The 26,561-nt window shown below is 68.3% G+C and carries 20 protein-coding genes; 9 read left to right on the forward strand and 11 right to left on the reverse strand.

What is annotated here, in order from left to right; genetic code table 11:
• Positions 1 to 13: 13 nt before the first annotated feature.
• Together snpA and soxR are read right to left on the reverse strand one after the other, a co-directional pair.
• Positions 14 to 685: a snapalysin gene (gene snpA / locus F1D05_RS25520; RefSeq protein ID WP_185443036.1), complete on the reverse strand. Its 672-nt coding sequence runs from the start codon at positions 683 to 685 to the stop codon at positions 14 to 16.
• A 153-nt stretch (positions 686 to 838) separates the two neighbouring features.
• A complete protein-coding gene (soxR, locus tag F1D05_RS25525; RefSeq protein ID WP_185443037.1) occupies positions 839 to 1,315 on the reverse strand; it encodes a redox-sensitive transcriptional activator SoxR in 477 nt (158 codons plus the stop codon).
• 578 nt (positions 1,316 to 1,893) lie between these two features.
• On the opposite strand from soxR, the gene F1D05_RS25530 reads away from it, so the two are divergent.
• Entirely contained in the window at positions 1,894 to 4,122 is a 2,229-nt protein-coding gene (locus tag F1D05_RS25530; RefSeq protein WP_185443038.1) for a DEAD/DEAH box helicase, read from the forward strand.
• A gap of 61 nt (positions 4,123 to 4,183) precedes the next feature.
• Here F1D05_RS25530 and F1D05_RS25535 read toward each other — a convergent pair whose 3' ends face one another.
• Complete coding sequence (locus F1D05_RS25535; protein ID WP_185443039.1) at positions 4,184 to 5,287, reverse strand: aminotransferase class V-fold PLP-dependent enzyme; 1,104 nt, start codon at positions 5,285 to 5,287, stop codon at positions 4,184 to 4,186.
• Between the two features lie 94 nt (positions 5,288 to 5,381).
• A complete protein-coding gene (locus tag F1D05_RS25540; protein ID WP_185443040.1) occupies positions 5,382 to 5,972 on the reverse strand; it encodes a TetR/AcrR family transcriptional regulator in 591 nt (196 codons plus the stop codon).
• A gap of 139 nt (positions 5,973 to 6,111) precedes the next feature.
• Between F1D05_RS25540 and F1D05_RS25545 the strand changes: the two genes are divergently transcribed.
• The 6 genes from F1D05_RS25545 to F1D05_RS25570 all read left to right on the forward strand — a co-directional run bounded on the left by F1D05_RS25545 (position 6,112) and on the right by F1D05_RS25570 (position 14,617).
• Positions 6,112 to 9,324: a penicillin acylase family protein gene (locus tag F1D05_RS25545; protein WP_246485964.1), complete on the forward strand. Its 3,213-nt coding sequence runs from the start codon at positions 6,112 to 6,114 to the stop codon at positions 9,322 to 9,324.
• Between the two features lie 27 nt (positions 9,325 to 9,351).
• Positions 9,352 to 9,972: a YbjQ family protein gene (locus F1D05_RS25550; RefSeq protein ID WP_185443042.1), complete on the forward strand. Its 621-nt coding sequence runs from the start codon at positions 9,352 to 9,354 to the stop codon at positions 9,970 to 9,972.
• A complete protein-coding gene (locus F1D05_RS25555) occupies positions 9,962 to 11,329 on the forward strand; it encodes a GH1 family beta-glucosidase (RefSeq protein WP_185443043.1) in 1,368 nt (455 codons plus the stop codon). Before F1D05_RS25550 ends, F1D05_RS25555 begins: the two co-directional genes overlap by 11 nt.
• Positions 11,326 to 12,594 carry an MFS transporter gene (locus F1D05_RS25560; protein WP_185443044.1) on the forward strand — a complete coding sequence of 423 codons (1,269 nt, stop codon included), beginning with the start codon at positions 11,326 to 11,328 and terminating at the stop codon, positions 12,592 to 12,594. The genes F1D05_RS25555 and F1D05_RS25560 overlap by 4 nt, the downstream gene beginning before the upstream one ends.
• Positions 12,595 to 12,659: 65 nt before the next feature.
• Positions 12,660 to 13,184, forward strand: a complete 525-nt coding sequence (locus F1D05_RS25565; RefSeq protein ID WP_185443045.1) for a gamma carbonic anhydrase family protein — start codon at positions 12,660 to 12,662, stop codon at positions 13,182 to 13,184.
• A 74-nt stretch (positions 13,185 to 13,258) separates the two neighbouring features.
• Positions 13,259 to 14,617, forward strand: coding sequence for a TCP-1/cpn60 chaperonin family protein (locus F1D05_RS25570; protein WP_185443046.1), 1,359 nt, complete (start codon positions 13,259 to 13,261; stop codon positions 14,615 to 14,617).
• Here F1D05_RS25570 and F1D05_RS25575 read toward each other — a convergent pair.
• The 3 genes from F1D05_RS25575 to F1D05_RS25585 are packed head-to-tail and all read right to left on the reverse strand — an operon-like array spanning position 14,607 to position 17,493.
• Positions 14,607 to 15,200: a DUF3105 domain-containing protein gene (locus tag F1D05_RS25575; protein ID WP_185443047.1), complete on the reverse strand. Its 594-nt coding sequence runs from the start codon at positions 15,198 to 15,200 to the stop codon at positions 14,607 to 14,609. The two genes, F1D05_RS25570 and F1D05_RS25575, sit on opposite strands and share 11 nt — an antisense overlap.
• A complete protein-coding gene (locus F1D05_RS25580) occupies positions 15,197 to 16,402 on the reverse strand; it encodes a hypothetical protein (RefSeq protein WP_185443048.1) in 1,206 nt (401 codons plus the stop codon). The genes F1D05_RS25575 and F1D05_RS25580 overlap by 4 nt, the downstream gene beginning before the upstream one ends.
• Positions 16,399 to 17,493: a HesA/MoeB/ThiF family protein gene (locus F1D05_RS25585; RefSeq protein WP_185443049.1), complete on the reverse strand. Its 1,095-nt coding sequence runs from the start codon at positions 17,491 to 17,493 to the stop codon at positions 16,399 to 16,401. The genes F1D05_RS25580 and F1D05_RS25585 overlap by 4 nt, the downstream gene beginning before the upstream one ends.
• 595 nt (positions 17,494 to 18,088) lie before the next feature.
• On the opposite strand from F1D05_RS25585, the gene F1D05_RS25590 reads away from it, so the two are divergent.
• Positions 18,089 to 18,316 (forward strand): hypothetical protein, encoded by a 228-nt coding sequence (locus F1D05_RS25590; protein ID WP_185443050.1) that lies wholly within the window; start codon positions 18,089 to 18,091, stop codon positions 18,314 to 18,316.
• On the opposite strand, the gene F1D05_RS25595 is transcribed toward F1D05_RS25590, so the two are convergent.
• The 4 genes from F1D05_RS25595 to F1D05_RS25610 all read right to left on the reverse strand — a co-directional run bounded on the left by F1D05_RS25595 (position 18,313) and on the right by F1D05_RS25610 (position 23,790).
• Positions 18,313 to 18,489, reverse strand: a complete 177-nt coding sequence (locus F1D05_RS25595; RefSeq protein WP_185443051.1) for a hypothetical protein — start codon at positions 18,487 to 18,489, stop codon at positions 18,313 to 18,315. The genes F1D05_RS25590 and F1D05_RS25595 overlap by 4 nt on opposite strands.
• Positions 18,490 to 18,519: 30 nt before the next feature.
• Positions 18,520 to 20,514, reverse strand: coding sequence for a cellulase family glycosylhydrolase (locus tag F1D05_RS25600; protein WP_206685825.1), 1,995 nt, complete (start codon positions 20,512 to 20,514; stop codon positions 18,520 to 18,522).
• Positions 20,515 to 20,546: 32 nt separating this feature from the next.
• Positions 20,547 to 22,556, reverse strand: a complete 2,010-nt coding sequence (locus F1D05_RS42185) for a glycoside hydrolase family 6 protein (protein ID WP_185443052.1) — start codon at positions 22,554 to 22,556, stop codon at positions 20,547 to 20,549.
• 187 nt (positions 22,557 to 22,743) lie between these two features.
• Positions 22,744 to 23,790 carry a LacI family DNA-binding transcriptional regulator gene (locus F1D05_RS25610; RefSeq protein ID WP_246485965.1) on the reverse strand — a complete coding sequence of 349 codons (1,047 nt, stop codon included), beginning with the start codon at positions 23,788 to 23,790 and terminating at the stop codon, positions 22,744 to 22,746.
• 70 nt (positions 23,791 to 23,860) lie between these two features.
• Between F1D05_RS25610 and F1D05_RS25615 the strand changes: the two genes are divergently transcribed.
• The gene (locus tag F1D05_RS25615; protein ID WP_185443053.1) at positions 23,861 to 26,545 is read left to right on the forward strand and encodes a substrate-binding domain-containing protein; all 2,685 of its coding nucleotides are present in this window, start codon (positions 23,861 to 23,863) and stop codon (positions 26,543 to 26,545) included.
• Positions 26,546 to 26,561: the final 16 nt, after the last annotated feature.

A 26,561-nucleotide genomic window follows, 5' to 3' on the forward strand; every position in this document is an offset into this window, starting at 1 on the left:
CTGGGGCGGGGGGCTACTTCGAGGTGTGGAAGGCAGCCTTGGCACCGAAGCCCGCGAAGCCGTTGGCCCACAGTGAGTTCACCTGGGCGCGCTCGGTGGCGTCGGGGTTCGGGTTGGTGCAGGACGGGCCGGGGCCGCCGCCGGACATCAGTTCGCTGCACGGACCGGAGTAGTGGTCCGGCAGGCCGAGGACGTGGCCGGTCTCGTGGGCGGTGATGCGGACCGGGTCGTACTGCTCGGCCTGTGCGTAGTCGAGGAAGATGTATCCGCTGCCGTGGCCGTCAGTGGACGCGTACGAACCACGCGAGTCGTTGCCCTCGGTGTAGTAGAAGTCGTAGTTGCTGCCCTCGACGAGGTGCACGTTGCTGACCGAGGAGTTCCAGATCGACGTACTGGAAGAGATCTGGGACGCGAAGCTCGGTGCGTCGACCGCGTAGGTGACGGTGACGGCGGCGAGCTTGTTGCCGGCCTTGGCCTGCTTGGCACGCGCGGACTTCATCACCGCGTCGTAGAAGGCCTTGGTGGCGGCTTCGTCCTGCGGCGATCCCGTGTACGACGACACGGTGGTCGGGGCGGAACTGGCGGCGGGCGTGCTGGCCGTGGGGGCGGCCGCTGCGAAGCTGGGAACTGCCAGGGCGGCGGCTGCCAGCCCGGCAAGCGACGTCAGGATACGGCGATGCGACATGGGAGGGCCTCACTCCGTGATCTGTGGCGGAAAGCGACCGGCGGATTACTGATCGCTACAGATCGGGATGGTGCCAAGGCTTGAGGAATTTCACACCAGGTCGGGAAAAAGGCAGGGGTTAACCCTCGCTTGCCGATCCGGGGCCTATGGGATTCATAACTCGCCAGGTATGCCGACGTTCAGGATGCGGGCACCCGGTCCGCGCTCGGAGAGCCGATCCGCCTTGTTGTAAAGGTTGCAGCGCTGCAGGCTGAGGCAGCCGCAGCCGATGCAGCCGTCGAGGTCGTCGCGCAGTCGTTCGAGTTCGGAGATGCGTTCGTCGAGGCGGGAGCGCCAGGTCTTGGAGAGTTTGCTCCAGTCGGCGCGGGTCGGGGTGCGGTCGTCGGGGAGCGAATCCAGGGCCGATTTGATCTCGGCCAGGGCGAGTCCGACGCGCTGGGCTGCCTGGACGAAGGCGATCCGCCGGAGCGTGCTGCGTTGGTACTGACGCTGGTTGCCGGACGTCCGCCGGGAGGCGATCAGGCCCTGGTCCTCATAGAAACGCAAGGCCGACGCGGCGACGCCGGAGCGGTTGGCGATCTCGCCGATCGACAGCCAGTGGTCCTTGCTGAGAATGGTGTCGTCGGACATATTCCCACCCTAGAACCGCACACAAGAGCTGAACCTCACTTGAAGCTCATCATCCTTTTCGTATTACGGAGCGCGGGCTGAGGCCCTGCAGATGCGGCCGGGAGGTTGCCGACGGCGAGGTCGCGTCGGCCGGAAGTTGTCCGGGGAGCTGTTCGAGGGGAGCGGGCGGGTGGTGGGCGGACGGGGTGGTGACCGGTCGTGGTGGTGGTGGTCGGGCGGACGGGGCGGTGACCGGTGGTGGTGGTCGGGCGGACGGGGCGGTGAGGGGCGGTGGTTCGTGGTGGGTGCGAGGGTTGGGGAGGGTGGTGACGTGGTGTGGTTAGGGGTGGGGCTGGGGTCGGGTATACTTTTTGGCGTCGGTGCGCGAGTCGCGTCACCAGAGTCATTCCCAGGCGCTCCGACCCGTCGGTTTCGGCAACCCGCTGATGATTCCCCGGCGACATGGGTGCAACGCGATAGCACCCGCAGGTCGATGCCTAATCTCCTGCCTTGCACGTCAGATCCGGCCATTTTTGATGGTCGGCATTCCCGTGCGGCTGCGATCCGGCATTGAGCCGTGACGTTGAGAGAGAGATTGCGTGTCCCAGCACCACCAGGACCAGTTTGTGCCCGCCGACGGCAACGAGGCCGCTGACCGGGAGAAGAAGCCGCGCCACAAGAAGTTCCAGAGCCAGTCGTACGGCGAGCGGATGGCCGCCGAGCTGGACGCCCCCACCACCCCCGGTACGGACCGTAGTTCCGCCCGGGCGGAGAGGCCTGCCCAGGTCGAGAGGCCTGCCCAGGTCGAGCGCCGCGGCGGACCGAGCCAGTACTCCGACCGTGGCAGCCGCGGCCCCGATCGCCGTGACAACGACCGCCGGGACGACCGTCGGGGTGGCAACGACCGCCCCGTCCGTGGTTACCGCGCCGAGCCGGCGCGTACCGAGACGTCGTCGTACCCGAAGAGTTCCTACGACAAGCCTTCGTACGCGAAGAGCCCTGTCGACAAGGGTGCCTACCGCAACGACCGCCCCGAGCGCACGGACCGCGACAGCCGCGGCTTCGACCGCCCGGAGCGCACCAGCTACCCGCGCAGCACCGACCGCCCGGAGCGGACGAGCTACCCGAGTAGCACCGACCGCCCGGAGCGGACGAGCTACCCGCGGAGCAACGACCGCCCCGAGCGCAGCAGCTACCAGGGCAACAACGAGCGGACGAGCTACCCCCGGAGCAGCGACCGCCCCGAGCGCACGGACCGCGACAGCCGCGGCTTCGACCGCCCGGAGCGCACCAGCTACCCGCGGAGCAGCGACCGCCCGGAGCGCAACAGCTACCAGGGCAACAGCAGCAGCTACCAGGGCAACCGCGGCAACGACCGTGGTTACCAGCGCAACGACAGCGACCCCGACCGCAACTACGAGCGGGTCCGCCCGGCTCAGGTCGAGATGCCGGCCGACCTCGGTGAAGTAGCCGAGGGCAACGGTTTCGCCGCGATCGGCATCGCGCCCCGGCTGGTCCAGCGAATGGCTCGTGACGGCATCACCGCGCCGTTCCCGATCCAGGAAGCGACCGTCCCGGACGCGCTGGCCGGCAAGGACGTGCTCGGCCGCGGCCAGACTGGTTCCGGCAAGACGCTGGCGTTCGGCCTGCCGGTCCTGATGCGACTGGCCGGTGGCCACACCGAGTCGCGCCGTCCGCGCGCGATGGTGCTGGTGCCGACCCGCGAGCTGGCGATGCAGGTGCACGACGCGCTCGAGCCGCTGGCTCACGTGATGGGCGTCTCGATCAAGCTGATCGCGGGCGGCCTGCCCTACCCGAAGCAGATCGAGTCGCTCCGTCGTGGCGTCGACCTCCTGATCGCGACCCCCGGCCGGTTGATCGACCTGTGTGAGCAGGGCGCTGCCGATCTGGGTGCCGTCGAGGTGGCCGTGCTGGACGAGGCCGACCACATGTGCGACATGGGCTTCATGCCGGCCGTCACCACGCTGCTCGACATGACCCCGACGTCCGGCCAGCGGTTGCTGTTCTCGGCAACGCTGGACAACGACGTCGACAAAATCGTGAAGACCTACCTGAAGGACCCGGTCACGCACTCGACCGAGTCCGGCCAGGCGTCGGTCAGCACGATGGAGCACCACCTGCTCGTCATCGAGCCGGCCCACAAGCAGTCGCTGACGGCCGAGCTGGCCAGCCGCGACGGCCGGACCATCGTCTTCGTCCGCACCAAGCTCGGCGCTGACCGGGTCGCGACTCAGCTGCGCGACCGGGGCGTCATGGCGGCGGCGCTGCACGGCGGTCTGACCCAGGGCGCCCGGAACCGGACGCTGGACCAGTTCAAGGACGGTTCGGTCCCGGTGCTGGTCGCCACGGACGTGGCGGCTCGCGGCATCCACGTCGACGACGTCGGCCTCGTAGTACAGGCTGACCCGGCGGCGGACCACAAGGACTACCTGCACCGCGCCGGCCGTACTGCGCGCGCCGGTGGCAAGGGTGCCGTCGTCACGCTCGTCCTGCCGCACCAGCGGCGCGGCATGATGCGTCTGGCCGAGTCGGCCGGCGTCGTCACCGAGCCGGTCCGGGTCCGCCCGGGCGACGAGAACGTGGCCGAGCTCACCGGCGGCACCCAGCCGTCGGGCTACCCGGTCAAGCTGCCGGCCCCCAAGCCGCAGCGTGGCAGCGGTGGCTTCAACAAGGGTGGCAAGCGGTTCGGTGGCGGCGGAAGCCGTCCGAGCGGCCGTGGTTACGAAGGCCGTGGCAACAGCGGCGGCAGCAGCTACCGCGGCCGTACCGAGCGCACCGGCAACGGCAGGACTTTCGAGCCCCGCTGACGCACTGATTGAAGGAAAGGCCCCCGGCGATCGCCGGGGGCCTTTCTTTTTCTGTACCTGCCTAGCCCAGTAGGCGTGCCAGGATTTCGGTCAGCCGCTCGAGGACGACCTGCAACTCGTCGTCCTCGAGCGGTACCAGTTCGAGCAGCAGGCCGGCCTCGTCGGTGAGGACGTGGATGGATGGTGAGCCGGTCCGCAGCTCGTTGGCCAGCTTTGCGGAATCGATGCCATCAGCAACCAAAAGAAGAACCCGGGACAACGGCAGGTCAGTGGGATCGGCCAGTACTTCGGCGGACAGGCCGGCGATCAGGTCGGCCCGGCGAGCGAAGGAGGTGACCTTGGCCGCCTGGTCGGCCTCCCACTTGGCGCGGTCCATTGCCTGCCATTCCTCGAGGGCGGCCAGGACGCCGACGATGGCCTCTTTGGTGGTCTTCATCCCGCGACCGATGCCGTTCTCCTGGGCCCGGACCGCCTGGACGAGGCGGCGGCTGCCGACCACCAGTCCGGCAGTCGGCGACGCCAGATACTTCTGGCCGCTGATCAGGACGAGGTCGGCGCCGGTGGCAAGGAGGTCCGCGGTTCGCGGGAACTGTGCTGCGGCGTCGATGATCGCGGGGACACCGCGGCGGTGCGCGGCCTTGACGGCCGCGGTCAGATCCACCGGCTCGCCGTGGACCAATCGGGACGACACGAGCAGCAGGCAACTCACGTCGTCCACCGAGAGCGCATCGTCCAGATCCTCTGTAGTGCAACGGGTTTCGGCGGATCCCGCGAGGATGACCGAAGCACCGGAAAGTCTGACGGCCTGCAAGATTGATTGCCCGTAGCCCACAACGTGACCGGCCGGCAGCACCACCCGATTGTGCATATTCGTTGCATCAGGCAACGATTCGATCCGGCGTGGATCGGCGCCTGTCATCGCGGCCGCGACGGCCAGGGTGATCGAGGCGGCCGTGCAGTGGGTCACTGCGCCAGCCGGTGCGCCGGTCGCGGCGGTGAGCGCGAGACTGGCCCGGTCGGCCAGCTCGTCCATCACGAAGAACTCCGGTAGTGCCTCCGCCACCGCGGCGGCCACTCCGGCCGAACTCCGCGACACTCCCAGCGGCGTGTACGTTCCTCTGGCGTTGACGACCTCAGTCAGCCCATATTTCTCGCGAGCGCCCATGGTGGAAATCACCCTAGACCCGGATAGCGGACGCTGGCGAGAGATCTGATCAAACTTGTGCCGGGTCGGCCGACTTTGTCAGTTCAAGCGACCTTCAAAGTGCTGAAGCAAGCAATTGATCCGCGAACGCCTCCAGCGCCAGTACTGCGGACGCCGTGTCGCGGTCGACCAGCCAGCCGAGCGTGACCCCGTCGGTGATGGCCAGCGTCATCCGGGCGAGCTGACCCGTCGGCAGGGACCAGGTGACGCCGGTCGCGGCCGATACCTCGGCGAGGATCTCCTCGATGCCGGCCAGTTGGCTGGCCCGTTGCTCCCGGGCCAGCGGCTCCGTCTCGGCATTCCGTAAAGCCCAGCTGGTCAGCTCGTACGTGAGCAGTTGCGCGTCCGGCGTCGCTTCGACCAGCTGCCAGAACCCGAGGAACGCGTTCCGCACACTCGACGCGAGATCAGCGCCGGGCACGATCGCCTCCCGGGCGGCGACCACCTGCGCCTCGGTGATCACCCGGATCACCTCGTGCAGCAGCTCTTCCTTGGAGCGGAAGCAGTAGTGCACGATGCCGACCGAGATGCCCAGCTCCTGCGCGATCCGCCGGGTCGTGGTCGCGGCCAGTCCTTCCCGCGTCGCCACCTGGATCGCGGCCTGGATCAACTCACCCCGCCGGACCTCCGCGGCTACCCGTCCCATCCGACTCCTCTCGACCGCTTTCACACTACGTCTACTAGGTCAAGCGTCCAAGACTCTTGACCTGATGCTACTGGTGAGTCATCGTCGGTCCAGACGTTCCCTGCCGTCTCCTTTCGACGATCCCCCAGGGAGGACCCCCGTGACGCGACCGCGCCGCCCAGCATTCCGTGGTCACACAGCCAGACTCCGTACGACGACTGCCGTGCTGGCCGTCGGCGCGGTACTGGCTCTCGGACTCTCGACGCCGAGTCAGGCGAGACCCGCGGCGCAGGCCGCCGCGGCGCCCACCGACTACTGCGCCGGGCAGTGTGCCGACATCGTTCCACCCGGCCAGAACGGCAACGCCACCTTCACCGATCTCCTTCTTTTCAAGGGATTCGGCACCCGGCCGGCGCACTTCAGTGACACGCTCAAACCGTACGAGCGGCTGGTCTGGAACTCCCAGGGCATCACCGACGACGGCCTCGACCCGTACTACGACGACTCGTCGTTCGGCGTGAAGCCGGGAGACGTCGCGAGCACCTACAGCCCGCGCGCCGACGTGACGATCGTGCGGGACAAGTCACGCGGCATCCCGCACATCACCGGCACCACCCGCGAGGGCACCATGTTCGGGGCCGGTTATGCGGGGGCGCAGGACCGGCTGTTCGTGATGGATGTGTTCCGGCATCTCGGCCGCGGCCAGTTGACCCCGTTCGCGGGTGGCGCGGCGGGGAACCGGGCCTTCGAGCAGGAGTTCTGGCGGACCGCGCCGTACAACGAAGCTGATCTGCAGCGGCAGTTCGACGACGCCGACGAGCTGTACGGCGCCGACGGCCTGAAGATGCAGAAGGACATCCGGGCCTGGGTCGACGGCGTCAACTACTACATCAACACGGTCGGCATCGCCTATCCAGGTGAGTACGTCGCACTCGGTCTGCCGACACCGCAACCGTGGAAGGTGACCGACGTGGTCGCCACGGCCGCGGTGGTGGCCGGCATCTTCGGCAACGGGGGCGGCGGCGAGATGGCCTCGGCACTCGCGCTGCTCGAGGCACAGGCGAAGTACGGCGTGGCGCAAGGGACCAAGGTCTGGGAGTCGTTCCGCTCCCAGAACGATCCCGAGGCACCGACCACTGTGCACAACGGGACGACCTTCCCGTACGGCACGACCGACGCCAACCCGGCCGGTCGCGCGATGCCGGATCGCGGTTCGGTGACGCCCGAGCCGGAGGTCGTCGACCAGACCGGATCGGCCGCGAACGCAAAGGTCGCGCCGAAGAGCAGCGCCGGGATCAAGCCGCCGAACAAGGCGCAGGGCAAGGACTCGCTGAAGGGCATCTTCAACGGCGGCCTGTTCCCGGAGGGCTTCGGTCCGAAGGGAATGTCGAACGCCCTGATGGTCTCCGGCCAGTACACCGAGAGCGGCAACCCGGTCGCCGTCTATGGACCGCAGACCTCGTACTTCGCTCCGCAACTTCTGCTCCGCCAGGAACTCCAGGGACCGGGCGTCAGTTCGCGCGGCATCGCCTTCGCCGGACTGAACTTCTACACCCTGATCGGCCACGGCGCCGACTACTCCTGGAGCGCCACCTCGGCCGGCCAGGACATCACCGACACGTACGCCGTGCCGCTGTGTGAGCCGGATGGCAGCACGCCGTCCAAGGCCTCGACGCACTACGTGTTCCGCGGCCAGTGCACCCCGATCGAGAAGTTGGAACGCCACAACGCCTGGTACTCCAGCCTGGGCTCGTCCGAGCCGGCCGGTTCTTACACATTGGTTGCCCAGCGCACCAAACTCGGCATCGTCACGCATCGCGGCACGGTCGGCGGCAAACCGGTGCTGTTCACCATCAACCGGTCGACGTACGGGAACGAGGCGGGCTCGGCGCTCGGGTTCATGCAGCTGAACGACCCGGACCGGATCCACTCCGCGGCCGACTTCAAGAGCGCGGCGACCAACATCGGCTACACGTTCAACTGGTTCTACACGGACAAGTCCGACATCGCGTATTTCAACTCCGGCGACAACCCGGTGCGCCCGACCGGCGCCGACCCGAACCTGCCGACGTGGGGCTACTCGCAGTACGAGTGGCAGGGCTGGAACCCGGACACGAACCGGGCGACGTACACGCCGCCGGCGCAGCATTCGCAGGTGGTCAACCAGGACTATCTGACCAGCTGGAACAACAAGCAGGCGCCTGGATTCTCCGCGGCCGACGGCAATTTCGGCTACAACTCGGTCTACCGCAGTCAGCCGCTGGACGACCGGATCAAATCGGTCATCTCGTCGGGCCAGAAGTTCACCCGCGGCAAGCTGGTCGAGGCGATGGAGGATGCGGCGACCGTCGATCTGCGCGGCGACGAGGTACTGCCATATCTGCTGCGGGTGTTGAAGAGCGCACCGATCACGGACCCGGCCGTCGCGGACGCGGTCGCCAAGCTGCAGGCCTGGCAGGCGGCCGGCAGCCATCGGAAGACGCCGAACGAGGCGTCCAAGGCGTACGACCATGCCGACGCGATCCGGATCCTCGACGCCTGGTGGCCGCTGCTCGTACCGGCCGAGTTCCGGGGACTCGGACCTGATCTCTACAACGCGCTGGTCCACACCCAGAAGATCGACGAGCGGCCCAGCGCGCAAGGATCCGCCTTCCAGAACGGCTGGTGGGGCTTCGTCCAGCGCGACCTCCGCAAGGTCCTCGGCGACCCGGTGAAGACCGCTCAGCCGGTGACGTACTGCGGTGCCGGATCGCTGGCGACCTGCCGGTCGGTGCTGGCCGACTCCTTGCTCGCAGCAACGAAAGTGCCGGCCGCGACGACGTACCCGGCGACTGCCGACTGCGCCGCCGGAGACCAGTTCTGTGCCGACCAGATCGTGCACCAGCCGATGGGCGGCATCACCCAGGACCGGATGGCGTGGGTCAACCGGCCGACGTACCAGCAGGTGGTCGAGTTCCCGGCCCGTCGGGGTGACGACGTCAGCAATCAGGCGCTGGGGAAGACCGCGACCGCGAGTAGCTCCGAGACGGGCATCTTCAACTCGCCACCGAAGAACGCGGTCGACGGCAACCTGGGAACTCGGTGGGCCAGCAACTGGTCCGATCCGCAGTGGCTGAAGGTGGACCTCGGCAGCGAGCAGACGGTACGCCGGGTGGTGCTCCAATGGGAGGCCGCCTATGCCACGGCGTACAAGATCGAGGTGTCCCGCGACAACGTGAACTGGCAGCAGGTCTTTGCCACCAGCAACGGGAACGGTGGCGAGGATGTGGCGCGGTTCGGGGCCACCCAGGCGCGCTATGTCCGGGTCACCGGATCGCACCGGGCGACGTCGTACGGGTACTCGCTCTACGAGTTGCAGGTCTTCCGCCAATGATGACCAGCGGGCTGGAAAGATGACGGTATGAACCAGAACTTTCCCCCGAACCCGAACCAGCCTCCGTACCCGCCGCAACCGGGCTACCAGCAGGGGCCCCCGCCCGGATACGCGCCGCCACAGCCCGGTTACCAGCAAGGCCCGCCGCCGCAGGGCTACGGGCAACCGGGCTACGGCCAGGCGCCGGGTGGGTATCAGCCGCCAGCGCAGCAGCAGTCCAACGCACCTCGTGTGGCGCCGCAGGGCTCGCCGTACCCGGTGCTCGTCTCGACGATGAACGACCTGCCCGGCTACACGGCCGAGAAGGTGTTCGGCGAGGTCTTCGGACTGACCGTGCGCAGCCGCGACTTCGGCTCGAACTTCACCGCGAGCTTCCGTTCGCTCGGCGGCGGCGAGGTGCCGGAGTACACCCAGATGCTGGCCGAGTCGCGGCACGTCGCCGTGATGCGGATGTGCCAGATGGCCCAGCAGATGGGCGCGAACGCGATCCTCGCGATGCGCTTCGACTGCAACGAGATCGCCCAGACGATGAGCGAGGTCGCCGCCTACGGCACCGCCGTGATCGTCCGCAAGGTAGAGCCGCCCCGGCCGCAGGACGCCACGCCCAAGGCCGCTGAAACCGATGAGGATGATGCGAATGACAGCTGATCCACTCAGCTTCGGCCCGGACTTCAAGTGGGGCGTCTCGACGTCGGCGTACCAGATCGAGGGGGCCGCGACCGAAGGCGGTCGCGGCTCCTCGACCTGGGACACGTTCTGCGCCGAGCCGGGCCGGATCCTGACCGGCGACACCGGTGCGGTGGCCTGCGATCACTACCACCGGTACGCCGAGGATGTGGCGCTCATGCGGGACCTCGGTGTCGATGTCTACCGGTTCTCGTTCGCCTGGCCGCGGATCCAGCCGACCGGCCAGGGGCCCGCGAATCCCGCCGGGCTCGACTTCTACGACCGACTGATCGACGAACTGCTCGGGGCCGGGATCACGCCGGCGCCGACGCTGTTCCACTGGGACACCCCGCAGGCGCTGGAAGACGCCGGCGGCTGGCTGTCCCGCGACATCACCTCGCGGTTCGCGGACTACGCCTCGATCCTGGCGGAGCGATTCGCCGACCGGGTGCCGCTCTGGATGACCATCAACGAGCCGATGGTGCTCACGCTGATCGGGTACGCCGTAGGTGGGCACGCGCCCGGCAAGCAGCTCGGCTTCGAGGCGTTGCCGGTGGCCCATCACCAGTTGCTCGCCCACGGCCGCGCAGTACAGGCGTTGCGGGCCGGTGGCGCGGCCGAGATCGGGATCGCGACCAACCACGCGCCGACCTGGCCGGCCAGCGACAGTCGGGAAGACGTCGAGGCCGCCGGGTACTACGACAACCTGATCAACTGGCTCTTCGCCGACCCGATCCTGCTCGGCCGCTACCCGGAGGGCCTGGGTGAGGCGATGCCCGGACCTGTCGCCGAGGACCTCGAGATCATCTCGACGCCGATCGACTTCTTCGGACTCAACCACTACTCCCCGACCCGGGTGGGCGCGGCGACGGGCAACCCGGACAGTGCCGCCACCGACGGGATCCCGCTGCCGGAAGGACTGCCGTTCGAGCCCCGCCCGATCGACGAGTACCCCAAGACGGACTTCGGCTGGCCGATCGTGCCCGCGGCGTTCGGTGAGATCCTGCGGACCTTGAAGGACCGGTACGGCGACAGGCTGCCGCCGATCTACATCACCGAGAACGGCTGTGCGATCAACGACGGTCCGGTCGACGGTGAGGTCGCTGACCAGCGCCGGATCGACTACCTGGACGCGTATCTGCGCGAGCTCCGGACGGCGATGGACGACGGCATCGACGTCCGTGGGTACTTCCAGTGGTCACTGCTGGACAACTTCGAGTGGGCCGTCGGGTACTCGCAGCGCTTCGGCCTGGTCCACGTCGACTTCGACAGCCAGGTCCGGACGCCGAAGGCCTCGTATCACTGGTACCGCGACGTCATCGCCAAGAGCCGGGGATGACGTCCTTGCCGCCTGGTCCGATCCCGGGCGGCCCACCAGTCATCAGCCTGGCTCTGGCCGAGCCGATCACCGCCGTACGGCGGCGGTGGACCGCAGCAGTGGTGCTGGCCAACGTCGGTGTCTTCGCGGCCTTCCTCGGACCGATCCAGGTGCTGCTCGCGAAGCAGTCCGAATCGGTTGCGCCAGGCAACAAGGAGTTCGCCTTCGGTCTGGTGACGGGCGTCGGTGCGGCCGTCTCGGTGGTCGCCAATCCGTTGGCCGGAGCGTTTTCCGACCGTACGACGTCCCGCTGGGGCCGCCGGGTCCCGTGGGTGCTGGCAGGTGCCGTCGGAGGGGTCGTCGGCCTGCTGGTGTTGGCCGGTCCCGGCGCGATCGGCCTGATGCTGCTCGGTTGGTGCCTGGTGCAACTGTTTTGCAACGCGTTGCTCGCAGCGGTCACCGCAGCCGTGCCCGACCAGGTTCCGAAGGTACAGCGCGGTGCTGTCGGCGGCTGGGTCGCCCTGGCGCAGACTCTCGGCGCCCTGGTGGGAGTGGGGTTGGCGACGGCCGCCGGCGGGATCAGTGCCGGCTACCTCGCGTGTGCCGCGTTCCTGCTGATCTCGGTGCTGCCCTACTTGCTGGGAAGTGGCGACCAGCAACTGACGGAACGGCCGGCGCTGGCATGGCGCGAGTTCTTCACCGGCTTCTGGGTGAGTCCTTCGCGCTATCCCGACTTCGGCTGGGCCTGGCTGACCCGTTTCCTGCTGAATCTGGGCAACGCCCTCGGCACGCTCTACCTGTTCTACTTCCTGCAGGACGCGGTCTCGTACGACGATCCCGATACCGGCGTACTCATCCTGACGGCGATCTACAGCGCCTGCGTGTTGCTGACCGCGGTCGCCTCGGGGACCTGGTCCGACCGGCTCGGCCGCCGGAAGGTCTTCGTGACCTGGGCAGGTGTGGTCATGGCCGTCGGAGCAGTGGTGCTCGCCGTCTGGCCGGTCTGGGCCGCGGCCATCGTCGGTGCGGTGATCCTCGGCATCGGCTTCGGCGTCTATCTCTCGGTCGACTTCGCCCTGCTGACAGAGGTCCTGCCCAGCGCCCGGGACCGGGCCAAGGACCTCGGCGTGATCAACATCGCCAACTCGCTCCCACAGGTGATCGCCCCCGCCATCGCGGCCCCCGTAGTACGGGCGCTAGGCGGCTACCCGATGCTCTATACCCTCGCGGCCGCGGTCACCTTGCTGGGCGCAGTACTGGTCCGGAAGGTCAAGCTAGTCGCCTGAGTACCCTTGCGTCCGAAGGGGTGAGGGGCCTGCCCCACAGCTATTCGGACGCAAGGGGATTTTCGATGCCGTTGTACTCCTTTGAGGGCGTCAGGCCGACCGTGCACCCGGAAGCCTGGATCGCGCCGACCGCCACCCTCGTCGGCGACGTGGTCGTCGAGAAGGGCGCCTCGATCTGGTACGGCGTGGTGATCCGCGCCGACCTCGGCCGGATCATCATCCGGGAAGGGGCGAACATCCAGGACAACTCGGTGATCCACGTCGGCAACGGCCTCTGTGAGGTCGGCAAGAACGCCACCGTCGGGCACCAGTGCTTGGTCCACGACTGCACGGTCGGTGAGCAGGCGCTGATCGGCAACGGCGCGATCGTCCTTGACGGCGCGGTGATCGGCGACCGGACCCTGGTCGCGGCCGGTGCCACCGTCACCCCGGGCTCGGTGATTCCGCCGGAATCGGTCGCACTCGGCAGCCCTGCCAAGAAGATCATCCCGCTCGAGGGCACCGCGAAACTCTTTGTCGACCACAACGCCGCCGTCTACCACGAACTCGCCCGCCGGCACGCCGCGACCGTGGAACTCGTCGAGCCCTAGTCGGCCCCGCGTTCTTCTGCGACTCTGAGCCTGTCCGCGACGACCTGGCCGGTCGCGTGGGCAGGGGGTGGGGGATGGCCGGGATCGGGCGCCCGGACGGCGAGAACGTCAGGGCCCAGTTGATCGACGAAGCCGTTGCCCGCGCCGTCGAGGACGGCGGCGGGGTGAGCGCGACGGTCCGCCTTGCCCAGGCCATGGTCGACGAGGTCCGGCGCCGGGTCGCCGACGGAGCGAATCCCGAGGCGCTGAAGACAGGCCTCGACCGAGCCGTCGAGGCGATCACGGGAGAACTCGGCGCCGTCGCCGAAAGCGTCACCACGAAAGAGCAGTTGGCGGCGGTGGCGACCACGACCTTGTTGCGCCGCCCACCCGGACGTCCGACCGATCCGCCGCCGGACCCGGATGCCGCCGTGCGGCTGGGCGACCTCATCGCCGAGGCGATCGACAAGGTCGGCGTCGACGGTGCCATCACCGTCACCGAGAACAACGACGCCGGCCACGAACTCGAACTGGCCGAAGGTCTCCGGTTCGGCAACGGCCTCCTGTCGCCGTACTTCGCGACCGATCCGGAGCGGATGGAGGCGGTGCTGGATCACCCCTATGTGCTGCTGGCGGATACGGCGCTCGCCTCGGTCGACGACCTGGTGCCCCTGCTGGAGCAGGTGATCCGCTCCAGCCGGCCGTTGCTGGTGGTTGCCGAGGACGTCGTCGGCGAGGCATTGGCGCTGCTGATCGTGAACAAGATCCGCGGTGTACTGGCGGCTGTCGCGGTCAAGGTCCCCGGGCAAGGACTTCGCCGGGCGGCCATCCTCCAGGACCTGGCGATCCTGACCGACGGTCTGCAGATCGGCGCCGTTCGGCATGCCGAACTCGACCAGCTCGGCCAGGCCCGCCAGGCGATCGTGGGGAGGGAACACACGACCATCGTCGACGGTTCGGGGGATCCGGGCATGATCTCCGCCCGGGTGCGCGAGATCCGCTCGGAGCTGGAGCGGCCGTTGCTGGACCGGGAGCGGGTGAACCTGGAGAAGCGGCTGGCCGGGCTGATCGATGGGGTAGCCGTGATCAAGGTCGGCGCGCTGACCGACTACGAGGTGAACGAGCAACGGTCGGGTATCGAGGAGGCGGTCCGCGCAGTACGGGCTGCCGTCAGGGAGGGCGTGGTTCAGGGCGATGCCGCGGCGCTGCTTCAGGTCGGTGACGCGGCCATCGGGCGGCTCTCCCTGACCGGCGACGAGGTTGCCGGAGCAGACGCCGTACGGGTTGCGATCTCCGCGCTGGACCCCACGAGCGGTTGCTCCGGGGTGATCGCGCCCGGGATCGTCCCGGTCGGCGCGATCAGCTCCGAATTGCGCAACGCGGCCTCGGTCGCCGGCACCATCCTCGAGGCCGGGGGTCTCCTGCTTACAGACTGGTCGCCACCTAAGGAGTGACGCAGTCGGTCGCCTTGTCGCGCCACAGGTGGTTGTAGCGGTTGGCAACCTTCGTGACGAAGTCGAGGATGGCGGTCTCGTCGTACGTGTCGAAGCGTTGCAGTCGTTGCCAACCGGTGACGGCGATGCCATGGCCGAGCGGCGGGTACGGCGCGACGACGGCATCGCGGGGATGCTGACGGCCGATCCGCTCGATCCTCTCGATATCCGCCTTCGAGACGTCCGGTCCGTACTGGATCAGCACATGACCGTGTTCGAGGATGTGCACCTGGAGTTCCTCGGGGATCGGGTCGCGATAGATCCCGGGGGTGACGACCCGCGGCGAGTGAGGTCCCGAGGTGGGCGGCATCGTCTTGTACGGCGCGTGCGACGCACCCTGGTAGGCGATGTGCTCTTTGCCCTCGAAGGCCTGCGGTGTACCGGGAACCTGATCGCAGGGGAGCGCTGTCTTGTTGTCAAACTGGTTCAGCAGTACGCCGAACGCCAGGCTCGACATCGTCAGCACACTCAGCGTCGTAACGAGAATGCCGATCGCCAGGCCCATCCGGCGCGGCCGCAGCCGGCTCGCCAGGGGTTGATTCATGCGGCTGCCCTCCGGGCCCTGATCCGGTTACGAACCACCACGATCAGCGGCAGCGTGACGTCCAGCAGGGTGAAGCTGATCAGCAGAACGCCTTCCCACCAGTAGAAGCCGGCCACCGGAGCGCCGAACAGGATGCCGAGCGACCAGCCGAGTGTGACCTTCGCGCCGGGTAACACGAACTCCAGCGCGAAGAACACCATCCAGGTCAGACCGGCCACGTAGAGCATGCGATACCAGCGGGCCACGCGCAGATCGCGGGGATTCGCGTCGCGCAGGATCGTCGCTTCTTCGGGCTTCAGCTTGCGGATCAGCTTCTTGAGCGAGAGCCGGGTGACTTGGTGCAGATTGTTACAGCCGGTCGCGGTGGCCATCACCAGGTACATGTCGGTTCGCAGGTAGGCCAGCGTCTGGAACGCCAGCTTCGCGACCTGGCTGAGGACCACCATCGCCAGGATCCTGATCAGGCCTGGAGGAAGGTCGATCCAGCCGTGCGACCAGGCGTACCGGGGTGCGACCGCGGCGAACAGGATCACGCTGTCGATCCCCATGCCGGCAAGGAAAGGCCCATACCGCTTCGACGGCGGTAACGCCCACAGCCCGGACAGGTCGGTCTCCAGGACCGGGAAGACACCGCGTCGCTCGAGCCGAAGCTGCGACGGTACGCCGACCGCCGCGCCCGCGAAGGCGTGCCAGATCTCATGCAGGATCGTCAGCAACACGACCACGATGTTGGTCAGCAAGAGGCTGGCCGCGATGTCGGGGAAGACGAACGTGTCCTCGTACGTCGGGCGCAGGGACGGCTCGGCGAGGAACATCAGCAGTGTGGTGATCAGGCAACCGACGTAGAACGTCCAGGCCACCTTGCCGAACAGTGGTTTCACCACCCAGGCAGGGATCCGCGACACCGGCCAGACCTTCGCGCGGCGTACTTCCGCATCGCCGTCGGTGATGATCCCGGCTTCGACGAGGACCTCGGCGAAGTCGAGCGCGTCGATCGGCTCACCCAGCTCCTGCTCGAGCTCCGCAGCGGCTTCGGCGACGGTCCGGCCGGCTGCGAACAGCTCCACCAGCCGGGCACCGAGCTGGGGAACGACGACGAAGGTGCCGGTCGCGGGATCGCCGACGACGTACTCGTCCTCGGCCTCCTGCCGGACGATCAAGTGGCCGACGGCAAGCCGGCTGCCGGCGTCGAGAGTGATCATCCGACCCAGCCGCAGGTGTCGCATTTCTGCCCGGCAGTCGGCCGGACGATGTAGTGGTAGGTGAGATCGGTCAGGCTCAGGTGGAACATCCCGCCGCGCGTGCTGGTGGGTATCCCACCCAGGTGGTAGACGGCGTCGAGCGACGCGAGGTGCCCCGTGAGGTTGGCCGTCGGCGCGATCACCGCGTGCCCCTCGAACGGGAACAGGTCCTCGGGGTTCGTGCCGTGCTTGTCCCGGAGCCGGTCTTCCACGGTCGGCAGGCAAGCAGGGCAACAGGTCTCGCCCGGAACGAAGAGGCCGACGACCGCCATCGGACCGGCGTACTGGGCGATCATCCACGGCGTACCGGTGCGCAGGGCGGCCTCGTTGGTCCACTTCCGGATGACGAACATCGGCTGGTCGGCGCAGAGCATCAACAGGTCCGCGTCCTGCATCAACGCGGCGACCGAGTCGGTGGAGTCGACTTGGAGCTCAGCTCCGGTGACCTCGGTGTGGGAGTTCATCCGGCTGAGCCGCTCGACCGCGACCTGGACCTTCGAGTTGCCGATGTCGTCCTCGGTGTAGAGCAGTTGGCGGGTCAGGTTGCCGGCTTCGACAGTGTCGAAGTCGACGCAGTGCACCCGGCCGACGCCCGCGGCGACCAGCGACGAGGCGACGGCCGAGCCGGTGCCTCCGAGACCCAGTACGACGACTCGCGAGGACTTGAGCCGTGCTTGGACTTCATAGGGAGAGCTGCGCGGGGTCAGATCCACCCACGCGTGGTACCGGATCGCCCTGTCGTAGCGCTCGACCTCGGCCGGGCTCAGGTTGGCCGGCGGTTCGGCGGCCGCGTCCTCGACGTACCCGGCATCGATGATCGTCTGCAGGGCGTCGGAAGCTTCCTCGCCGGTGAGATCGGGGAAGTCGGCGCTGAGTGCCGCGGCGATCTCGGGGCGCCCGCGGGTGCCGTCCATCAGCGCGAGCAGCCGCCAGATCAGGCCGTCCTCGTCATCGATCTCCGCACCGATCCCGACCTGCGCGCCGCCGATCCTGATCAACGTCGGCGTCAGCCGCACCGGCTTGTGAATGCCCTTGATCCGTGGCCGTCGCATCGGCTGCCCCTCCCCAGGAATTCGGACGGCCTGCCCTGGCGGGGCCGGCCGGACGATCGGGGCGCGGGTGCTCGCCGCGCCCCGATCGCAACGATCAGCCGCAGGTCGCGTCGCGGCAGCCGGGGTCCGTGATGATGAGAACGGTGGTCTCCAGCTTCTCCAGCTTGCGCACGAGGACCTTGCGGGGCTCCTTGACGTCCTTCTTCTCCATGACTTCCTCCGTCGAATCGATGGGGACTGAGCGCGGCGGGCCCGTCGCGCCCCGTCATTAGAGCACCGGCGCGGGCGAATTCCAAGACATAAAGGAATTGTTCTTCGGCGGCCTTTCAACGGGCTTTCTGAAACAAACGAGTAACTGCGCACACGGGTGCCACCGGCACCGATCCGCCGCCTTGATCGCCTACCCTGTAAGCCAACCTAGGCTCCTCGGCATGGGTGATCACTACCCAGATTCCGCTTCCTTGGAAGGCGGTCAAATGTAAGTATCAAGCGCCATGATCATAGGTGCCAAGTAATTATCGTTCGAAAGATATATCCGCATTTACGCCCATCCGAACGTTTGTTTCAAGCACCGGCTCCATGGCAGGCTCGGGCGATGACGAACCGCTACAAGCCCGCCGAGACGGCCGCGGTCAGCGGGGCGGTGAAGCCGATCACGGCCGATAAGGTTGCCAAGGGCATCGTTCGTGCGATCGAGCGGGAGCGTTATGCCGACTACGCCGATCCAGGCATCGCAGTACTGGCTGCGCTGGCTCCACCCTTCGCCCCACTGGTCCGCCGCTACACAGACCGCCAGGTCCGCTCGGCTCGACGTCCCGGCTAGCCGTCGGTGAGGTCGTCGGACACCACGAACCTGATCCCCGAATCGGCCACCGGCCTGGCAGGCGAGATCCGTGCCCAGAGTCTCGCGGTGTTCCCACCCTCGCCGTACAAGCCATCAAACACGTCGCCACCCAGTAGCCCGGCGAAACCGCAGGTGCGGGGGGAGAAGGACATGACAACCCCCGCCGCACCTGCGCTCGAGGGCTAGGTGGTGGTGCAGAGGTTGTTGTTCAGGGTGAAGGTGGCCGGAGCGGTGTTAGTGCCCGCGGAGGTGGCGTTGAAGCCGATCTCGATCGTGGCTGCTGGCGCCAGATCGCTGTTCCAGGACAAGGAGGTCGCGCTGACGGTTGAGCCGGACTGGGTCCAGGTGGCGCTCCAGTTGTCCAAGAGGTGCTGACCGGCGGGGAAGGTGAATCGGAGCGTCCAGCCGGCGAGCACGGTCGTGCCGGTGTTAGTGATTCGGACGGTGCCGGTGAAGCCGCCGTTCCAGTCGTTCGTCCGGTACTGGATCGCGCAGGCGCCGGTCGCCTGGCCGGCTGCCGTAGTGGCGGTCACCGCAGCGGAACTCGCTGAGACGTTGCCCGCCACGTCACGCGCACGCACGGTGAACGAGTACGTGGCGGAAGGGGTCAGGCCCGTCGCGGTGTAGCTCGTAATGGCAGAGGTGCCGACGAGCGTCGTACCGCGGTAGACCTCGTAGCCGGCGATGCCGCTACCGCCGGTGTTGTCGGTCGACGCCGTCCAGCTGAGCGGGATCGATGTCGACGACGCGGTCCCGGCCCGCAGCGCCGTCGGCGTACTCGGTGCCGTCGTGTCGACCGGGCCCGAACCACCTGTTGCCTCCGACAACGAGATACCGGTGGTGCTGTCGGCGCCGCCGAGCCGGACCTGGTGGTCGAGGCTGACGAACTTGGAGCCCTGCGCCCACAACGCCGGCTTGAGCAGCGCGTACTTCGCCTCGTCCCAGGTCGCCCAGTCGTTGTTCAGCAGGCCGCCGGTGTCGCCGGAGTTCGGGTTCAGCACCCAGTAGGTGTGGTGCAGGTGCTGCTCTTTGATCAGGTCACGCAGCGCCGTCATCCACTTCTGGTTCCGGCCGCCGTCCAGGAAACCGCCCCATTCGCCGATCAGCAGCGGCGCGATGTTCTGCTTGTGGATGTAGAGCCAGTTCGGGTCCCACACGTCCCGCTCGAGCGTCGTGCGGTTCCAGTCGCCGGTGAACCAGGGCTGTTCGTAGACGAGCGGCCCGTAGTCGTGCGGCGAGTAGACCAGTTGGTGCTGGTACTGGCCGAGGTTGATCGGATGCTGAGCGACGCCGCGGAGCTGCCCACCCCACCAGTTGTTGTACCAGTCGTCCTTGTTCTGCGAGGTCCAGGAGACGCCGTCCTTGGGGTAGATCTCGGTGCCCTCGACGAAGATCAGCAGGTTCGGGTTGATCGCGAGGATCCGCTGCGCCGCGGTCTCGGCGAAGTACTTGAAGTTGGTCAGATCGGTGGAGTCGTCCCACTTGGCGAACGCGGCTTCGGAGAACTGCCCGTGCGGTTCGTTCTTCAGGTCGGCGCCGATGATCGTGTCGTTGGTCTTGTACCGCGTGGTGACCCACGACCAGGCTTGGTAGACGCTCTCGGTGGTGATCGATCCCTTGTACCAGAGCGGGTACAAGTGACCGGAGTTGTCGGCCTCGGCGCTGTGCAGGTCGAGGAAGACCTTCAGGCCGTACTGCTCGCAGAGCGCGAGGAAGCGGTCGAACACCTGCAGGTTGTTCAGGCCGGCCAGGTCGGGATTGGCGGCGAGGTTGACGTTCGGCATGATCGTCTGGCCGTTCGACCATTCGAGCAGCAGTTGCGCCGAGATCGGGATGCGGACGACGTTGATGCCGCGGTCGGCCATCGACTTGGTGATCTGCTGCAGGTTGCCCGACCACAGACCGTGCAGGACCCGCTCGCTGGCGTTGAAGCCGAACCAGTTGGCGCCGGTCAGCCACACCTCCTTCCCGGCCCCGTCGACGATCTTGTTGCCCTGGGCATGTAACCAGTCCTGGGCCGGCGCAGCTTGAACAGTTGGAGCCTGGGCAGTCGTGGGTTCGGCGGCCGAGGCGGAGGGGTGCGGCGCCAGTGCGCCCGCGAGCAGCGCGGCGGCAGCGACGACCGGCAGCACTGCGCGGTGGCGGCGGCCGGTCGATGACCAAGATGGGAAGAACACGGGAACCTCCTGGGACTAGGGGCGGTGGCCGGTCAGCCGATCGTGCAGGGCCGGCCGCTGACCGAGAACGCGGTCGGTGCGTTGTTGGTGCCTGTATGGGTGCCGTTGAAGCCGAGATCGACGCTCGCCCCGGGCGCGAGCGTCGCGTTCCAGGTACCAGGCGTGCCGGTGGCGGTCACCGTGCTGCCGGTCTGGCTCCACACCGCGTTCCAGCCCTGCTGGAGCGTCTGCCCGTTGGCGAAGGCGAACGTCAGCCGCCAGTCGGTCAGCGGAGTCGTAGCCGTGTTGGTCAGCTTGACCGTGGCCGTGAAGCCGGTGTTCCAGGTGTTCGTGGAGTAGGTCACGTTGCAGGCACCCGGCGGCGGGGTGGTCGTGCCGGTTGTCGTCACCGCCAAAGCCGCGGAGGCTGCGGACACGTTGCCCGCCGCGTCCTTGGCCCGCACCGTGAACGAGTAGGCCGTACTGGCGGTGAGCCCGCTGACGGTGAAGCTCGCAGTACTGGAGGTTCCGGCGAGCGTCGTACCGCGGTAGATGTCGTAGCCGGTCACGGCGACGTTGTCCGTCGCCGCAGCCCACGTCAGTGCCACCGAGGTGTTGGTGACCGCTCCGGCCTGCAGTGCGGTCGGTACCGACGGCGCCGTCTGGTCGGTGGGAGGAGTGCCGCCACCGTTGATGACGGGGAACGCATTGCGGACCAGTTCCGCGAACTGCGACTCGAACCAGCGACCCGCGAGCGGAGCACCCGGCGAGGCGCCGGTCAGCCGGTTCCCCAGCTTGGGCGACACGAACGTCGGGTCGCACATCCGGTCGAACCGCTTGCCCTCGTCGTTCTGGATGTCGGTGGACGCGCCGTCGGACTCACCCGGCGGCTTGATCCAGACGAAGGCGTCAAGGTGCGACGCCGCGGGCGCGGCCGGAGTCGCCTGCGGACGCTCGCCGATCCCGGCACCGAGTGGGTTGCACCAGGCGCCCCGGTGGTTTCGGCGATCGACCCTCGACTGGTCGACGTAGGTGTTGAGCTCCGTACTGGTCGAGGTTGCCGTCGGCCGTGCGGTGCCACCCCACCCGTTCCGCGAAGTGTCGATCAGCATGCCGGTGCCGGCCGGGAATCCCTCGGCGACGAGCAGGCTGTGCAGGTGCGCGGTCCAGTCGAGCTCGTCGAAATCGGAGTTCCACTCGTAGAACGCCGACGAGCGGATCGGCGTACCGTTCAGCGTCAGCGTCGGGTCCGGCAGGTACGGTTCCGCCAGCGGGGTGGTGTTCGCCGTGTTCGTGACGAACCCGTCGACCGAGGCCAGGCCGGCCTGGGTGGTCCGGGCCACGTCGGCGAACAGCTTGGCGGCCGGGGCGGCGTTGCTGTCCCAGCCGAGCCAGCCGGAGTGGGCGGCGTCGATGTAGTTGTAGACGTTCGGGATCGCGTGCAGCTTGTCGAGGGCGTACTTGACGCCGTCGCGATAGAACGGCGCGGCCTGCTGGCACTCGGACTGCGAGCTGTTCGTGATCAGGTTCGGCAGCGAGTCTGGCTCGATCGTCGCCGCGATCCGCAGGCCCTGGTACTTCGGGTCGGCGAGGATGGCCGCGATCGGATCGATGTATTCGGACTTGTAGCGGGTCAGGCCGGCCGCGGTGGCCGGCAGTTCGCCGTTCGAGGCTAGTGCGTAGCAGTCCCGGCCGGGCAGGTCGTAGATCACCAGGTTCACGACCAGCGGCGTACCGGACTGCTTCTGGGTCAGGGCGTTGTCGAGGTGGAAACGCAGGCCGTTGCCGTCGGCGTTGCCGACGATGGCGCTGATCCGGTCCATCCAGACCGCGGTCGGCTGGGTCTTGACCGCCCGCATCTTCGCGGCCTGGGCCGGATCACCGGCGCGGGTGGCTGCGCCTTCGACCGCGGCGGCCCAGGTTGGATTCACGTACTGCGTGGCGCCGGCGTACGGGTTGTCGGCGTGTGGCTCCGCGGCGCTAGCCGTGGTCGTCAGGGTCAGCGGAAGGATGACGACGGCGGCGGATGTGGCGGCCACCAGCGGTAGGGGGATCTTGAACACACGTGCCTCCAGGTGTGGTCGGCGTGCCGGTCCCGCCAGGAGGTCCAGGCACGAGCCGCCTCGGACGATCCGCGGCGACTCCGGTGAACCTCACACGCGGCGACACGGGCCCGGGATGGGGTTAAACGTTTAGGACGACGGCGCGTTACCGCATCGTGACCACGGTTCGGCGTGCGCGGGGTCGTGGTCAGCGGGATCGGGGTGCGGTACTGCCGCGGACGGCGACGCCGCCGGCCAGTTCCACCCAGCTGTACTCCGGCTGCCCGTCGAGCACCGCCAGCACGGCCCGGCCCATCGCGGTTCCGAGCTCGCGCGACGGCAGCGGCAGTGCGGTGATCGACGGGGTGGCGAGCCTGCAGAGAGCGGAATCGCTACCCGCCACGATCGACAGATCCCACGGCACCTGCAGGCCGAGCCGCCGCGCGACGTTGAGTGCGGCCACCGCCATCTGGTCGGAGTCGAGCACGATGACCGATGGCGGTATCGGCGCCGTCAGCAGCCGCCGGGTGGTCGCGGCCGCCTCCTCAGCGGTCGCGTTGGTGGCCTCGTGAATCAGCCTGCCACCGACCGCGTCGAGCACCCGGGTGAGCGCCTCCAACCGCAGCCGGGTGCGATGCAGGGCCCTCGAAGCAGTCACGGCAGCGACTTCACGATGACCGAGTTCCACCAGATACGTCCCGACCCGCGAGTACGCCTCGTCCTCGTTGAGCCAGACCGACGCCAGCCCTTGGCAGACGTCCGGGGAGGCCAGCACGGCGGCCGGCACGCGCATGCGTCGCAAGGCGTCCACTCGGGGATCCTGGGTCAGGACGTCGGTCACGATCATCACATCGAAGCGGCGCTCGGCCCACCACTTGCGGTACGTCGCGACTGCGGCCTCGGCGGAGTCCACGATCTGCAGCAGCAGGGCGAACCCGCGCTCGGCGACCACCTCCTGCACGGCGGAGGCGAAGTCGAGAAATGAGGTCGAGTGGGCCCCGGTTCCGGCCTCCCGGGTGAGCACCAGACCGGCCGCGCGCGGACCGGTCCGCAGCGAACTGGCGGCCGCGTTCGGCCGCCAGCCGAACTCGTCGGCGATCCGCAGCACCCGCTCCCGGGTGGCCGCCGACACGCCGGGGCGCCCATTGAGCGCATACGAGACGACCGCGATCGACACCCCGGCGGCCCGGGCGACATCGCTGATCGTGGGGCGGCGCGCGGGCGATCCAGAGCTGCCGGCGGTAGGTGGGAACACAATGACCTAGTGTGTCGGCCTGCTCACCGGAGCGCATCGGCTCGACCTGCCGACGTGACGAGGAGGGCGGATGGATGGGATGCGGCGCGGTGCCATGGTCACGAGTGCACGAAGGACGATCGGGGTGCTCTCGCCGGTCGTCGGCGGGTTCTACTTCGGTGCGCTGATCGCCGGGGTTTCGCGAGCGGCAAGACGGGACGGGCACAGCGTCGTCGCAGTACAGACTTATCCCGCCGGCCTGGACCGCGAGCGGTATCCGGACGAGCCGCTGCTCGAGGTACCGGTCGCGCTCGATGCCGTCGACGGCATCATCGTCATCGCCAAAGCAGTCCGGCACGACCGGCTCGCCTCCATGCAGGAGTGGGGCCGCCCGGTCGTGCTGATCAGCGAGGACCAGACCACGCTCCCCGCCCCGGTGGTGGTTCCGGACAACGCCGGGGGCGTGTCGGCCGCGCTGCAGCACCTGGTCGAGCACGGGCACACCCGGATCGGCTTCATCGGCAGCCCGTTGCAGCGCGACATCCGGGAGCGGTACGACGCCTATCGGACGGCGCTCGCCGAGCACGGGATCAAGCCCGGTCCCGGATGGTTCTCCGAGACCGCCGACAACCACGAGCAGGGCGGGTCTCAAGCTGCGGCGCGGCTGCTGGCCGGCGGCATGCCCACCACCGCGACGATCGCGGCGACCGACCGGAACGCGGTCGGCTTCATCCGGGCGCTCCAGGCGGCCGGACTCGTGCTGCCGCGGGATCAGGCCATCATCGGGTTCGACCGGACCGAGACCGGTGCCCGGTTGGTGCCACGACTGTCGACGGTGGACCCGCACAACGACCGGATCGGCGGACTCGCGGTGAAGTTGCTGCTCGCCCGCCTGCGCGGCGAGGAAGTGGCCGCCGGGGTGTACCGCGCGCCGTCGACGCTGGTGATCCGGGAATCCTGCGGATGCGGCGAGTCGACGGCCCAGCCCGACACGGACACTGCCGATCCACTGTTCGAGCGGTACGGCTCCACACCGGCGCGAGCCTGTCTACGCCGGCTGTCCGACAGCGGCTTCGGCGGCCGGTCCGCAGCGCCCGGCAGTTCCGGAACAGGCGATGACGAGGCCCGGGCAGGTTGGCTGCGCGCCGTCGTCGACCCGATCACGACCGCCGCCGAGCGGGGCACCGTTCCGTCCGGCGTCTCGCTCGGCCGCCTCGCCGATCTGACCTCCGTACGGCGGCCGTACCCGGAGGCCCTCGAACAGTTCGTCGCCGCGGTCCGGGACCTGGAAACCGAACTGACGAGCACCTTGCCGCCCGGGTCCGACCAGGTGCCGACGCTGCGTCGGGTCACGACCGACATCCTGCTCGCGCTGACGAAGGGCTGCACCCGGCCGATGCTCGCGCGCAGCGGATATCTGGAGCGGACGATCGCCGAGCAGTACGAGGTCGACCTGGACCTGCTGCGCGGAAGGGGTTCGAGCCCACGCGCCCTCACCTGGCTTCCGTCCGCCAGGCGCAGTGCCGCCTGCCTCGGGTTGTGGGCCGGCCATGAACGCTCCCCAGGTGATCGGGAGGTGGAGATCGTCGGCGTCAACGACACGACCGGGACGCTGTCCCGCCTGATCGGAACGCGCACCCCCGCCAGCCAGTTTCCGCCCGCGGCGCTGACCCGGGCCGGGGGCAGCGGCAGCAGTGGTCTCACCTTGGTGCTCCCGGTGACGTTCGGCGGAAGCGACTGGGGACTGCTGGCGATCGACGGCACCGTGGACATCCGGATGACCAGCGGCCGGGACAAGTACAACCACTGGGCCGCGCTGCTGGCGGTGGCGCTGGACCAGGAGCGGCTGATGTCGTCGTTGCGCGACCAGCGCCTGGCGCTGGAGGAGGCCGCGGCACGGGAACGAGCACTCGCCGACACCATCCGGGCCAGCGAAGAGCGGTACGCGCTCGCCTCGATGGCGGCTCAGGACGGCACCTGGGACTGGGACGTCTCGGCCGGCACGGTCTACTACTCGCCGAGGTGGAAGCAGACGCTGGGCTACGGCGAGGAGCAGATTGGCTCGTCCCTCACCGAGTGGCTCGACCGCGTCCATCCGGACGACCGGAACGAACTGTCGGCCGCGATCGCCGCACAGCTCGGCGGCGCCCGTACTCCGCTGGAGCTCGAGCACCGGGTACGGACCTCGTCCGGCGACTACCGGTGGATGATGTGCCGAGCCGTGACCGTTCTGGATGACGCTGGTTGCCCGGCCCGCCTCGTCGGCGCCCTCGTCGACATGACCGAGCGGAAGGAACATGAACTCGCCCTGCGCCGCAACGCCTTGCGCGATCCGGAGACGGGCCTGGTCAACCGAATACTCTTCCTCGACCGGCTCGGCGCCGCCATCAAGCGGACCCGGCGCTCGAGCGACTACGACTGCGCGGTCGTCCTGCTGCGGGTCGTCGCGGCCCCGGACGATCTCCCGGTGCACGACGATCCGGTCGCCGCGGAGGTCGAAGTACGGCGGGAGGTCGTCGGGCGGCTGCGGCAGGTGTTGGCTGAAGGGGACTCCGCGGCGCGCCTACGGCAGGACGAATTCGCGGTCCTGCTGGACGACATCGGACCCGACGGGATCCGGATCGATGAGCTGGTCGCCTCGGTACAGCCCAACCCCAACGCCGGAATAGCAGTCGGGGTGCTGCCGACCATCAAGCCCTTCCAGGACGCAGACGAAGCGCTACGCGGCGCCGACATCGCCCTACTCCGAGCCCAAACCCAGCCCCGCGCCCACTGACCAAGATCTTCAGGCT

The organism is Kribbella qitaiheensis, from assembly GCF_014217565.1.
Classification (GTDB): domain Bacteria; phylum Actinomycetota; class Actinomycetes; order Propionibacteriales; family Kribbellaceae; genus Kribbella; species Kribbella qitaiheensis_A.